The organism is Marinococcus luteus (assembly GCF_900106595.1).
Classification (GTDB): Bacteria; Bacillota; Bacilli; order Bacillales; family Marinococcaceae; genus Marinococcus; species Marinococcus luteus.
Map to the genome: position 1 here is coordinate 87,701 of NZ_FNNC01000005.1, position 13,236 is coordinate 100,936.

Genomic DNA, 13,236 nt, shown 5'->3' on the forward strand with positions numbered 1-13,236 from the left:
ACCACAGCCCCATTTTAAAACATACCTGCCATTGTTCCTTTTATAAAGCCGCCCGCCTGCACCTGGCAACGCCCAGAGATATTTCCTGGGAAATATCTCTGGGCATAGAAAAGACGGGAGCCGCCGGCCCCCGTCTTTCGTTCTTAGGAAGAGTAGTTTGGTGCTTCTTTCGTAATCTGTACATCGTGAGGGTGGCTTTCCCGCAGGCCGGCGTTGGTAATCCGTACGAAGCGGGCGTCTTCACGCAAAGATGAGATCGTCGGGGTACCGCAGTAGCCCATACCGGCTCTCAAGCCGCCAAGCAGCTGATGAATCGTATCCTTCAGTGGACCTTTATAAGGAATACGGCCTTCAATGCCTTCCGGCACAAGCTTTTGGCTGTTTTCCTGGAAATAGCGGTCCTTGCTTCCCCGCTCCATAGCGCTCATCGAGCCCATGCCGCGGTAGACTTTAAACTGCCGGCCCTGATAAATTTCACGCTCTCCAGGACTTTCTGTCACTCCTGCAAGCAGGCTGCCGAGCATAACTGCATGAGCACCGGAAGCCAGAGCTTTGGCGATATCGCCGGAATATTTGATTCCACCGTCGGCAATAATCGGTACGTTATGCTTATCCGCTTCTTCTGCACACTCATATACAGCGGTGATCTGCGGAACACCAACGCCGGCTACTACGCGGGTGGTACATATGGAGCCCGGTCCAATGCCGACTTTTACAATGTCCGCTCCTGCCTCGATTAAATCCCTGGTTCCTTCAGCTGTGGCCACATTGCCAACTATCAGCACCACATCAGGATAGCTGTTGCGGATTTCTGCAATTTTATCGAGTACGCCTTTGGAATGACCGTGGGCAGTATCGATCACAATTGCATCGGCTTCTGCTTTAACCAGAGCTTCCACACGTTTATCCGTATCGGCGCTCACTCCGACAGCCGCTCCGACTAGCAGTCTTCCCTGGGTATCCTTTGCCGAATGAGGGAATTCGATTACCTTCTCGATGTCTTTAATCGTAATAAGGCCTTTCAGCGTGCCATCCTTTTCTACAAGCGGAAGCTTTTCAATTCTGTGTTTCTGCAGTACATCCTCCGCTTCCTCAAGCGTGGTTCCCACAGGTGCTGTAACGAGGTTGTTGGCGGTCATCACTTCTTTGATCCCGATCGAATAATCTTCGATAAAGCGGAGGTCGCGGTTTGTAATGATTCCCACCAGCTTTTGGTTCTCATCAACGATCGGCACACCGGAAATGCGGTATTTTCCCATTAAATGCTCTGCATCGAACACCTGGTGGTCCGGATGAAGGAAGAAAGGATTCGTAATAACTCCGCTTTCTGAACGCTTCACCTGGTCCACCATTTCTGCCTGGGCTTCGATAGACATGTTTTTATGCACTATACCGAGACCGCCGGCCCGTGCCATGGCAATCGCCATATCTGCTTCCGTCACTGTGTCCATTCCAGCACTTACAACAGGAATATTTAAAGGAAGCTTATCGGTTAACGATGTCCGTACTGATACATCCCTTGGGTGAATATCAGATCTTGCCGGTAACAATAAAACGTCATCAAACGTTAGACCTTCTTGGGAAAACTTATCTGCTCGCACGAATCTTCCTCCTTCAAAATGGGTAATTTTACAGGATTTTTCACTACTCTGCTGCCTGTAACTATATTTATTTCTAATATCTTATCACGTTTGGGCCAGTCTCAGAAGTAAAAGGAATATGTTTTATTTTTCCGAAAATTTATAAACAGACGCTAATAATTATGTAAAGGATTTCAAAGCTATATCCACCACGCTAGACCACATGGTGGATGGCTGACTTTTCATTTAGCTGGATGATCTGACCATCTTTATCAAGCTGAACGAGCGGGTATTCTATCTCCCGGCGGTCCATATGCACAATAGAAGCAGAGCTGCCCTCGGCGAGCTGCACCTTCTTTCCGGTCATTACAGTAATGAACTGCTCTGTTAATGTTTCGACTACGGCGGGAGGAAGCTTTCCAAACACTGCACCGTCAGCTCGCGCATTGCATGAAAAGCCGATTTCCCCTCATTCTCCCGCCGCTCGGCTGCCATGGAGTGGTACATGTCCGCCGCTGCTAAAAGGCTGCTCAGCACATATATTTTGCCGTTTTTCATCCCGAGTGGATAACTGCTTCCGTCTTCACGTTCATGGTGCTGCAAAATAGCCAGCAATGCCTCATCACTGAGCGTTCCGGTAGCCTTTGCCATCTGGTAGCTCTGAATCGGATGCTTTTCCGCCTTCTGCCGCTCCGAGCCATTCCTTCCGGCTGCAGCTATGCTTTTTAGCCAGCAGCGCAGCCAACAGCGCCACTGATACCGCATGATGACTTTAGTACTTTTCCTGCTCCGCAAACTGATAGCTGGTAAATATATGAGAAGCGTTTTCTTCGAGATCCTCGATCAGGGGAGCAACAACTGCACGTGCTTTTTTCATTTCGATGGGAGCTCCGGCTGTCCAGGAGCGCCACATGGATTCATGAGCTTCCACCGCTGTATCATAAACGTCTTCAAATACCGGCTGATGATGCTCCCTGACTGTCTCAGCCTCTTCGGCTGGAGAAAAGGGATCGCCGTTGACAAGCACCGGCTTTACTTCAATTACTTTCACTGTTCTTATGAAGATTTCTAGAATAAAATTCCATTTCTCACGCAAAAAAAGCCCGGCCGTTTAAAATACGGCCGGGACTCGAACTATTCTTCTTCTGATTCTGCTGGAACATGTTCTTCTTTGGCGGCTTCTTGTTCAATTACAGGGGCTACTGTAGACACGGCTTCACCTTTATCAAGGCGGATAAGGCGCACGCCCTGGGCGTACCGGCCGAGTCTTGAAACGTCACCTACCTGCATGCGGATCACCACTCCCTGAATGGTCATTACCATCAGGTCGATGTCCAATGGCACCGAACGCATCGCTGCAAGTTCTCCGGTGCGGCTTGTGAGTTTAATCGCTTTTAACCCTTTACCGCCCCGGTTCTGCTTACTGAATTCTTCAATTGATGTAAGCTTCCCGTATCCTTTGTTTGTCACCATTAGGATCATTTCATTCTCCACTGAAATATCCATACCTACTACTTCGTCGTCAGCACGAAGCGAAATTGCCTTGACACCTGAAGCAGTACGTCCCATCGAGCGCACGTCCTCTTCGCCGAAGTGAATGGACATTCCCTGCTTTGTGCCGATGATTAAGGAATCGTCCCCGGAGGTGAGCCGCACGCCGTGAAGCTCATCGTCCTCCCGGACATTAATAGCGAACAGGCCGCCCTTGCGAATGTTCGAGAAGGCGGAGAGAACGGTTCTTTTCGAAATTCCTTTTTTCGTCAGGAAGAAAAGATAAGCGTTTTCCGAGAATTCCTCGATCGGAATGACTGTGCTGATATATTCCCCTTTATCAATCTGAAGCAGATTAATTAATGGAATCCCTTTAGCCGTACGGCTTAATTCAGGAATTTCGTAAGCTTTCAAACGGTATACTTTCCCTTTGTTGGTAAAGAAAAGAATTGTCTGGTGGGAATTGGTCGTCAGCAGATGCTCCACAAAGTCATCTTCATTTGTTCCCATTCCCTGAACGCCGCGGCCGCCGCGACGCTGGCTCCGGTACGTATCAATCGGCATACGTTTAATGTAGCCCTGATGCGAGATGGTGACCACTACGTCCTGCCGCGGAATAAGGTCTTCATCTTCGATGGAATTCTCTCCGGCTTCCAGACGTGTCCTCCGGTCATCACCGAATTTTTCCTTCACTTCGGTAAGCTCTTCCCGGATGATTTCAAGCACCCGTTCTTCGTTAGCCAAAATTTCTTTCAGTTCCCGGATACGCTCCATCAGCTCCCGGTACTCCTGTTCAATCTTGTCTCTTTCAAGGCCGGTTAAACGCTGCAGGCGCATGTCGAGAATAGCCTGAGCCTGATCTTCACTCAAATCATAGTTCTCCATCAAACCGTTTCTTGCGATTTCTGTGGTTTCCGATCCCCGGATCAGTTCAATCACCGCATCCAGATGGTCAAGCGCCACCCGCAGACCTTCCACAATGTGGGCACGGGCCTCTGCTTTTCGAAGTTCAAAGGCAGTCCGGCGCTTAATAACTACTTTTTGATGCTCGAGATAATGATACAGACATTCTTTGAGGTTAAGCACCTTCGGCTGGCCGTTCACGAGAGCCAGCATGTTAATACCAAAGCTCGTCTGCAGTGCCGTTTGCTTGTATAGGTTATTTAAAATAACGTTGGCGTTGGCATCTCTTCGTACTTCCACGACGACCCGCATGCCGTTACGGTCTGATTCGTCGCGAAGATCAGTAATACCGTCGATTTTTTTATCGCGAACCAGTTCTGCAATACGCTCCACCAGCCGGGCTTTGTTCACCTGATAAGGCAGCTCATCTACGATGATTGTTTCCTTGCCTTTTTTATCTTCTTCGATGTAGGCGTGCGAACGGATAATAATTGAGCCTTTACCCGTCTGATACGCCTTTCGGATACCGGAGCGGCCTAAAATGGAAGCAGCTGTTGGAAAATCCGGCCCGGGGATATATTCCATCAGCTCCTCTACCGTAATATCAGGATCTTCACTCAGGGCGAGTACCCCGTCAATAACTTCTTCAAGACGGTGCGGCGGGATATTGGTAGCCATACCTACGGCAATTCCGGATGTGCCGTTAACCAGCAGATTTGGGAAACGCGCCGGCAGAACCACCGGTTCCCGCTCGTTGCCGTCATAGTTTTCCTGATAATCAATCGTGTCTTTGTTAATATCGCGGACCATTTCAAGCGATATTTTGGACATTTTTGCTTCGGTGTAACGCATTGCCGCTGCTCCGTCTCCGTCCACGGAACCGAAGTTCCCGTGCCCGTTAACGATTGGGTGGCGGTAGCTGAAATCCTGTGCCATACGCACCATTGTTTCATAAACCGCGGAGTCGCCGTGCGGGTGGTATTTACCGATAACGTCACCAACGATACGGGCGGACTTCCGGAACGGTTTTTCCGGCGTCATGCCGAGTTCACTCATTGCAAATAAAATACGCCGGTGCACCGGCTTCATTCCGTCACGAACGTCCGGGAGAGCCCGGCTGACGATAACACTCATTGCGTAATCTAAAAACGAGGTGCGCATCTCCTCGCCAATACCAATCTCCGTGACTCTGGATTCGTTTTCTGCCATTGCAGTAACCTCCTACTTTCTATTCCAGCAGGCTTCAATGCCTGTTTCTGCTATATTCGATAGAAACCCCCGCTTTAATCTTTCGCGGGGGTTTCTTTGTTTCACCTTAATGCCGGCTCTTACACGTCGAGGTTCTGTACGTAATGCGCGTTTTCCTGGATAAAGTCACGACGCGGCTCTACGTGATCGCCCATCAGCGTTTCAAACACTTCATCGGCCACCATCGCATCTTCAAGCGTAACCTGCATCGTCGTTCTTGAATCCGGATCCATGGTCGTTTCCCAAAGCTGGGTCGGATTCATTTCCCCAAGCCCTTTATAGCGCTGAAGATTTGGTTTTGGCTGCGCCGGAAGCTCGGCCAGGGCAGGCTGAAGTTCACGCTCGAAAAAGAGATAGCGAACGTATTTGCCCTGCTGGACCTTATAAAGAGGCGGCTGGGCAATATAAATATATCCTCTTTCAAGCAGCGGCCGCATATAACGATAAAAGAAGGTCAGCAGAAGTGTCCGGATATGGGCTCCGTCCACATCGGCATCCGTCATAATAATAATGCGGTGGTAGCGGGCCTTTTCGATATCAAATTCGTTGCCGATTCCGGTTCCGAGAGCTGTAATAATGGTTCTGATTTCATTGTTGGCAAGAATCTTATCCAGACGCGCTTTTTCCACGTTCAGAATTTTTCCGCGCAGCGGCAGAATAGCCTGGAAGTGCCGGTCCCGTCCCTGCTTGGCTGAACCGCCGGCAGAATCCCCTTCGACAATATATACTTCGCTGCTCGCCGCATCCTTCGAGGTGCAGTCGGCCAGTTTTCCCGGCAGGGAACTGACTTCGAGGGCACTTTTACGGCGGGTTAATTCCCGCGCTTTTTTAGCAGCGTCCCGGGCTCTTGAGGCCATCAGCCCTTTTTCTACGATCGTCCTGGCCGTATCCGGGTTTTCGCTCATAAACCTTGAAAAATGCTCCGAGAATAATGAATCCGTGATGGTGCGGGCTTCCCCGTTCCCTAATTTTGTTTTTGTCTGCCCTTCAAACTGCGGATCCGGAATTTTCACGCTGACAATCGCGACCAGTCCTTCGCGCACATCGTCTCCAATCAAATTTGGATCGTTTTCTTTGAACAGGCTGTTTTTGCGGGCATAGTCATTAATAACTCTCGTCAGTGCCGTCCGGAATCCGGACTCGTGGGTCCCGCCTTCATGAGTATTAATATTATTCGCAAACGAATACACATTGCTTGTATACCCATTGTTGTACTGCATCGCAACTTCCACCTGAATATCGTTGCGGTTCGCTTCAAGAAAAATCGGCTCTTTGTGGAGGGTGTCCTTCTGACGGTTCAAATATTCCACAAAGGAAGCAATCCCGCCTTCGTAATGATAGGTCTGCACCTGCTCTTCTTCCGTGCGTTTATCAGTACACGTAATATGGAGTCCCCGATTGAGAAACGCGAGTTCCCGTACACGGGTCGTGAGCGTTTCAAATTCAAACTCAGTCGTTTCTTCAAAGATATCCGCATCCGGTTTGAAACGGATCTTCGTGCCCCGTTTATCTGTCTTGCCGACTTTTTCAAGGTCGTGCTGCGGGATTCCGCGGCGGTAAGCCTGCTGGTAGATTTCGCCTTCCCTGTGGACTTCGATATCAAGCGTTTCGGAAAGAGCGTTCACCACGCTCGCTCCTACGCCGTGAAGACCGCCGGAAACCTTATAGCCTCCGCCGCCAAATTTACCGCCGGCGTGAAGCACGGTCATAATAACCTCCACGGCCGGCCGGCCCATTTTTTCGTGCATGCCGACAGGCACACCACGGCCGTTGTCTTCTACGGTGATGCTGTTGTCTTCTTCGATCGTAATATATATTTGGTCACAATAGCCGCCCATGGCTTCATCAATGCTGTTATCAACAATCTCCCACACTAAATGGTGAAGTCCTCTGGACGTTGTAGAGCCGATATACATGCCTGGACGTTTCCGGACTGCTTCGAGTCCTTCAAGTACCTGGATTTGATTTTCATCATATGAATTTTGGTTCATCGACAATCTGTTCACCTTCGCTTCCTGCGGGATCAATTCTCGCGTGTAGTCCGTTAATACCTGCCGTCGTTTTCATCTCTATGTTCGCTCAGTCCTCTTTGGCTGACTGGATTTCTTCATGATATTCATCATATTCTGAAATAATTTGCGATCTGCGCTTCAGCGTTAACGAAGAAATAGGGGAGAAATAAACCTTCTCTTTTGTAACCACGACGGACTTTGCTTCGGAATCTGCAATTTGTTCTTTATCATCATTTTCGACTGCCTGCAGGAACTGTCTTGTGATACTTGAAGAATCCTGACTGTTGCTGTCTAAAATCGCAATGACGTCTTTTGAACGTATTACGGTGCCGTCGCCTAAATGTATAAACAATGTGATTCACCACCTACTGTTTTTCCAATTGTCCCTGGCGGGCAGTAAATACGGTTGCCCGCTCGATTGTCTCGTGCTTGATGCTTTCAATGCTTGTGGTTGTAACAAAAGTCTGTACTTTTCCCTGGATCGCGTCCAGTAAATGAGACTGCCGATGCTGATCGAGTTCAGAGAGTACGTCATCAAGCAGCAGGATGGGATATTCTCCTACGTAAGAGCGTATCAGCTCTATCTCTGCCATTTTTAACGATAATGCAGCTGTTCTCTGCTGGCCCTGGGAGCCATATGTCTGTACGTCCCTTTCGTTGACCAGAAGCTTCATTTCATCCCGGTGCGGTCCGGCAAGTGAAAGTCCCCGGCGGATTTCATTTTCCCTGCGGCGCGCAAGCTCTGCCCGGAGCTGTTCAGCGAGTGCTGAGGCTTCCATTTCCGCATGAATGTTTGCAGAGGGGTCATACTGCAGCTCAAGCTGCTCCCGGCCCTGTGTGATCCGTGTATGAATCTCTGAGGCCCAGCCTTCAAGCTGCTGCAAAAATCCGTAACGCCGCTGAATTACTTTCACGGCTGCTTCAATGTATTGCTCGTCGATGACCTCAAGTGTTAATTCCTGCTCCCGGCTCGGCACGGGAAACATGCCCTTCAGCAGCTGGTTGCGCTGCTTAAGAATGCGCTGGTACTTGGAAAGATCGTGCAGGTACACCGGGCTGATCTGACCAATCTCCATATCAATAAAACGCCGCCTCATATTCGGCCCGCCTTTTACAAGGTTTAAATCCTCCGGGGCAAACATGACGACGTTGCATGCGCCTATATATTCACTTAGCTTTTTTTGTTCGATGCCATTCTTTTTTACTTTTTTTCCTTTAGCTGAAAGAATAACTTCGAGATCAACATGACGATGCTCCCGCTCTACTGAAGCTTCGATACGGGCAAATTCGTGATTCCAGCCAATCAGCTCCTTGTCTTTGGAAGTCCGGTGGGATTTCGCAAAAGCAAGCATATGAATAGCTTCCATCAGGTTTGTTTTTCCCTGGGCATTTTCCCCGACAATAACGTTTACAGTGTTCTCTATTTGCAAAGCAATATCACCGTAGTTGCGATACTGCTTGAGCCGAATGTTTTTTACATACACAGGCCTGTGCTCATCCTTCGCCGGTACCGATAGTGAAGCTTCCGTTTTCTTCGACTTCCACTACGTCCCCTGGATACAGCTTTCTTCCCCTGCGGGCTTCTTCTTCTCCATTCACTTCCACAGCGAATTCAGAGAGAAACCACTTTGCCATACCACCTGTATCGATGATTCCAGCTTCTTTGAGGAACTGGCCGAGTGTTATATATTCGGTTGTGATATTAATCGCCTCTCCCATATCGATCCTCCCGACGCCGGATATTAAAGCATAATTATTACTTCTGCCTGTTTCCGAACATATTTCATTCATACTCTATATTTTACTAAAAATAAGCGGAAAATGCCAGTATATCGCACTATTCGTTTCACATTCCCTGTCAGCATAACATAAGAAAAACGGCCCCCTGTTTTTATACAAAAGGCCGTATAATTGTTCAATTTTTAATACGTGCGTACCGGTGAGAATAAATGCAGCATCTGATCATGGTCTGTCGGCCGCACCACAAATGGGCTCATTGCCCCGGTAAATTGAATATGAATTTTTTCACTGTCGATTACTTTCAGGGCATCTGTGATATTTTTTCCGTTAAACGAAATGCGAAGCTCTTCTCCGTCTATTTTATCACAATCAATATTTTCCGTCACTTTCCCTATTTCGGAAGAAACGGAGTTGATCTCTACCCTTCCGTCTCCGAGTGTTTTTAAGTTGATTACATTGTTTTTCGTTTCTCTTGAAAGCAGCAGTGCCCGGTCAAGCGACTGCAGTAATTCTTTCGTGGACAGTTCAACGCCGGTTTTGGTTTCAGAAGGAATCATATTTTTTGTTACCGGATATTTCCCGTCAAGAAGCCGGGAATAAAACAGGAGATGTGGAAAACGGAACATTACCTGGGTTTCCGTAATAATAATTTCGACGGTGGCATCATCATCGCTCAGCAGGCGGCTTAATTCATTCAGGCTTTTACCCGGAATAACAATGTTGGATAAATCAGGAGCGTCTGAACCTGCTTCGAGATTTGCTTTCCGGAGAGCGAGCCGGTGGCTGTCTGTAGCAGTACAGATCAGCTCTCCGTTTTCACTTTCAAGGTTTACACCTGTCAACACCGGTCGTGTTTCCTGGGCTGAAACGGCAAAAACCGTCTGGCGGATCATGTCCTTGAGTAAGCTCTGCGGCAGATGAAACATATTTGTATCGTCAAGCTTTGGAAGCCGTGGGTATTCTTCCGGGTCCAGACCGTTCAGGTTAAATACGACAGAGCCGGAACGGATTGTAGTGGCAAACTGGTCCTGTACGACGACTTCGATTTCTTCTCCCGGAAGCTTTTTTACTATTTCTGCAAAAAAACGGGCCTGGAGCACAATGCTCCCCTGCTCCTGCACCTGAACATACTGATTATCGTTTTCCTCTGTTGGAATGAACGTTTCGATGGATATATCAGAATCACTGCCGGTTAATGTTACGCCATCGGCGGCGGCAACGATTTTAATTCCGGTCAGTATTGGAATTGTCGTTCTGGAGGAGACAGCTTTATTTACGTTTTGTACATGTTGCACAAATTGATCTCGATCGACGGTGAAATGCATAGGTCATCTCCCTTTATATATATTGTTTTTAAAGTAGTAATAGCAGTAGGGCTTGTTAGTAATGTGGATAAATAAGATTTGAACTGCTAAATCGGGCATTTACCTCTGTGAATAAGTTGTGCATAACTTCGCAGGGTTATCCACACCTATGTGCGTAATTGATCGATGATTCCCTGGACAGTTTTTTGCAGTTCTGTATCTGTCGACATCAGATTTGATATTTTTTCGTGGGCATGAATGACGGTCGTATGGTCTCTGCCGCCAAAAGCCTCGCCGATTTTCGGCAGAGAGGCATCTGTCATTTCCCGGGAAAGATACATTGCGATCTGACGCGGAAAAGCAATGCTCTTCGTACGCTTTTTTGCTTTTAATTCCGGCACAGGCATCTGAAACTGGGTCGCGACCCGTTCCTGGATATGCTCAATAGTAACTGTCTTAGGCTGGGCGGTAGGAATAATGTCTTTTAAAGCTTCAGCCGCCAGGTCAGCGTTCATATCCTGATTGATCAACGAAGAATAAGCGACGACACGGATGAGTGCCCCCTCGAGTTCACGGATGTTTGTATCGATTTGGTTGGCAATATAGAGCATGACCTCGTTTGGGATATCAAGCATTTCCGCTTTCGCTTTTTTGCGCAGAATAGCGATTCTTGTTTCCAGGTCCGGCGGCGTGATATCAGTGATCAATCCCCATTCAAACCGGGAGCGGAGCCGGTCTTCAAGCGTTGGTATTTCCTTTGGCGGACGGTCGCTGGAAATGACAATTTGTTTGCTTTCTTCATGAAGAGCATTGAAAGTGTGGAAAAACTCTTCCTGGGTCTGCTCTTTTCCCGCTAAAAACTGAATGTCGTCGATTAGCAGCACATCGACGTTTCGATATTTGTTCCGGAAATGCACAGCTTTGTTGTCCCGGATAGCATTAATAAATTCATTGGTAAACTTTTCAGAGGATAAATACATAACTTTGGCATTGGGATTATGATCAATAACGTAATGGCCGATGGCATGCATCAAGTGGGTTTTTCCAAGGCCGACGCCGCCGTAAATAAACAATGGGTTGTATGCTTTGGCTGGCGCTTCAGCTACTGCAAGCGATGCGGCGTGGGCAAAACGGTTCCCGGATCCGATCACAAAAGTATTAAATGAGTATTTATCATTCAGCATGCTCTTTGGAGGGTCCTGGCTGGAACCGGACGGAGCTGCTTTTGGAGGCGCTGGTTCATTTTCCACCGGAGCTTCAGCCTGCGGGATTACAAATTTCACCTGCAGCGCGGATCCGGTAATATCTTCTAAAGCATCAGTAATCAGGTTTGTATAACGGCTCTCAAGCCAGTCACGGGCAAACTCGTTTGGTGCTTCAATAACTACGGTATCTCCTTGAAGATCCGAGGCCTCTGTCGCTTTCAACCACGTTTCATAGCTTGGTTTACTTACTTTTTCCTGCATTAGTTCCAATGTCTGGTTCCATAAATCAGTAATATTTTCCAATAAGGACGCACTCCTCTCGTACAGGTTTAGCAGTATACAATGGTTTGGCTGGAGACTCAAATCGCTGGAAAGACAGAAAAGGCTTCTATCTTATCATGGTGAAAGAAAGAAACCCAATAAGTGAATATGCGGGAGTTGCATATTATATGCGGTATAAAATTATTGTGCAATAATAATAAAATTATGTAAAAAAAGAAATACACATAATGCACAGGGCTGTGAATAACATTGTCCAACAGCTGTGGAAAATTATCCACAAAGTTATCAACAGCTGTGGATAAGGTTGCATTGTATGGAATGTTATTAACAGAAACTTAATCCATAATAGCAAATAAAAAGATGAATAACAACGGGAACATATTTGTTTATCCACAAACTCAAGAACTTGTGTAGAGAAACTATCCACAGCACTAGATTATGTGTACAAGTTGTTCATAACGCTGTGGGCATTTTTTATGTTCGCTTTTGTTTATCCACACAGTAAGGAGGAATTGCTGTGTACAAATGCAGGGAAAGAAGCCGCTGGTATCGGTCAGGGGGTGGTTGACAGTTTTTCTTATTCTCTATATAATTTACGGGAATGTTTTCGAACGTTTATTACTCCTTGAGGAGGTGCGATACACTATGGGAAAACCAACATTTACCCCTAACAACCGGAAGCGTAAAAAAGTACACGGTTTCCGTGCGAGAATGGGAACAAAGAACGGGCGTCAGGTTTTGAAAAATCGTCGTCGTAAAGGTAGAAAAGTATTATCTGCATAAGAAGGCCACGGATTTTATCCAGTGGTCTTTTTTTCTGTCTTCAGCCGGAAGAAAAATAAAAATGCCGGCGGTTATTACAGGAAAAAGGGGAGGACCGGGTGATGAAAAAGCACAATCGTTTAAAAAAGAATCACGAGTTCAGCTATATTTTTGCGCACGGAACTTCCTTCGCCAACCGGCAATTTGTGCTTTATACCTTAAAAAAAGAGGAGCAGGTTCATTACCGGGCAGGACTTACCGTCAGCAAGCGGATGGGAAACGCCGTCATGCGCAACCGGATCAAGCGCTACCTGCGTGAAGCTTTATCAGAGCTTGAGCCCCGGATCCCCGGAGGCTATGACCTGATAGTGATAGCCAGGAAACCGGTAGCGGATATGGATTACCATGAAACGAAAAAAAGTCTGACCCATGTATTTAAAAAAGCCGGTTTGTTAAACTCAGGGAAAACAAAGCCTAAAAGGTAGATAAAAGCTGTTTTCGCTTCTGGCCGGCAGCGGCTGGGAGCGAAAAATACTTTTAAAATAGAGGGATTTCTGCTGGTGCTGAAGAAATTATTTACAGGAACCATGCGTAAATGAACTCAGAATCATTTTACACATACACATACGTTCAGCATATGCATATAGATGACCGTTATAAACGAAAAACAGGTACGAGGAAACATAAGGAACGAGGAGGGCGGGGTAAC

At 47.3% G+C, this 13,236-nt stretch carries 13 protein-coding genes; 2 read left to right on the top strand and 11 right to left on the bottom strand.

The genetic code is table 11. From position 1 onward, the window contains the following. Window positions 1-143: 143 nt before the first annotated feature. From guaB to dnaA, 11 genes are all read right to left on the bottom strand, one after another. Window positions 144-1,601 (bottom strand): IMP dehydrogenase, encoded by a 1,458-nt coding sequence (guaB, locus tag BLV22_RS11015; protein WP_091615173.1) that lies wholly within the window; start codon window positions 1,599-1,601, stop codon window positions 144-146. A 193-nt stretch (window positions 1,602-1,794) separates the two neighbouring features. Continuing rightward, the gene (locus BLV22_RS14830) at window positions 1,795-2,007 is read right to left on the bottom strand and encodes a hypothetical protein (RefSeq protein ID WP_143030979.1); all 213 of its coding nucleotides are present in this window, start codon (window positions 2,005-2,007) and stop codon (window positions 1,795-1,797) included. Then, window positions 1,980-2,345: an HD-GYP domain-containing protein gene (locus tag BLV22_RS11020; protein ID WP_091615175.1), complete on the bottom strand. Its 366-nt coding sequence runs from the start codon at window positions 2,343-2,345 to the stop codon at window positions 1,980-1,982. Before BLV22_RS11020 ends, BLV22_RS14830 begins: the two co-directional genes overlap by 28 nt. A 7-nt stretch (window positions 2,346-2,352) precedes the next feature. Then, window positions 2,353-2,631, bottom strand: a complete 279-nt coding sequence (locus BLV22_RS11025; RefSeq protein WP_143030980.1) for a hypothetical protein — start codon at window positions 2,629-2,631, stop codon at window positions 2,353-2,355. Between the two features lie 83 nt (window positions 2,632-2,714). Further along, entirely contained in the window at window positions 2,715-5,183 is a 2,469-nt protein-coding gene (gene gyrA / locus BLV22_RS11030) for a DNA gyrase subunit A (RefSeq protein ID WP_091615179.1), read from the bottom strand. 119 nt (window positions 5,184-5,302) lie between these two features. Next, complete coding sequence (gyrB, locus tag BLV22_RS11035; RefSeq protein ID WP_218130603.1) at window positions 5,303-7,219, bottom strand: DNA topoisomerase (ATP-hydrolyzing) subunit B; 1,917 nt, start codon at window positions 7,217-7,219, stop codon at window positions 5,303-5,305. Between the two features lie 82 nt (window positions 7,220-7,301). Beyond that, window positions 7,302-7,586, bottom strand: coding sequence for an extracellular matrix regulator RemB (gene remB / locus BLV22_RS11040; RefSeq protein WP_022792942.1), 285 nt, complete (start codon window positions 7,584-7,586; stop codon window positions 7,302-7,304). 13 nt (window positions 7,587-7,599) lie between these two features. Next, the gene (gene recF / locus BLV22_RS11045) at window positions 7,600-8,718 is read right to left on the bottom strand and encodes a DNA replication/repair protein RecF (protein WP_091615183.1); all 1,119 of its coding nucleotides are present in this window, start codon (window positions 8,716-8,718) and stop codon (window positions 7,600-7,602) included. Between the two features lie 10 nt (window positions 8,719-8,728). Next, window positions 8,729-8,953 (bottom strand): S4 domain-containing protein YaaA, encoded by a 225-nt coding sequence (yaaA, locus tag BLV22_RS11050; RefSeq protein ID WP_022792944.1) that lies wholly within the window; start codon window positions 8,951-8,953, stop codon window positions 8,729-8,731. 203 nt (window positions 8,954-9,156) lie between these two features. Continuing rightward, window positions 9,157-10,299, bottom strand: coding sequence for a DNA polymerase III subunit beta (gene dnaN, locus BLV22_RS11055; RefSeq protein WP_091615185.1), 1,143 nt, complete (start codon window positions 10,297-10,299; stop codon window positions 9,157-9,159). 146 nt (window positions 10,300-10,445) lie between these two features. Then, window positions 10,446-11,786, bottom strand: coding sequence for a chromosomal replication initiator protein DnaA (gene dnaA, locus BLV22_RS11060; protein ID WP_091615188.1), 1,341 nt, complete (start codon window positions 11,784-11,786; stop codon window positions 10,446-10,448). A 624-nt stretch (window positions 11,787-12,410) separates the two neighbouring features. Here dnaA and rpmH point away from each other — a divergent pair. Continuing rightward, window positions 12,411-12,548: a 50S ribosomal protein L34 gene (rpmH, locus tag BLV22_RS11065; RefSeq protein WP_079474470.1), complete on the top strand. Its 138-nt coding sequence runs from the start codon at window positions 12,411-12,413 to the stop codon at window positions 12,546-12,548. 101 nt (window positions 12,549-12,649) lie between these two features. Continuing rightward, a complete protein-coding gene (gene rnpA, locus BLV22_RS11070; protein ID WP_091615190.1) occupies window positions 12,650-13,012 on the top strand; it encodes a ribonuclease P protein component in 363 nt (120 codons plus the stop codon). Window positions 13,013-13,236 lie beyond the last annotated feature (224 nt).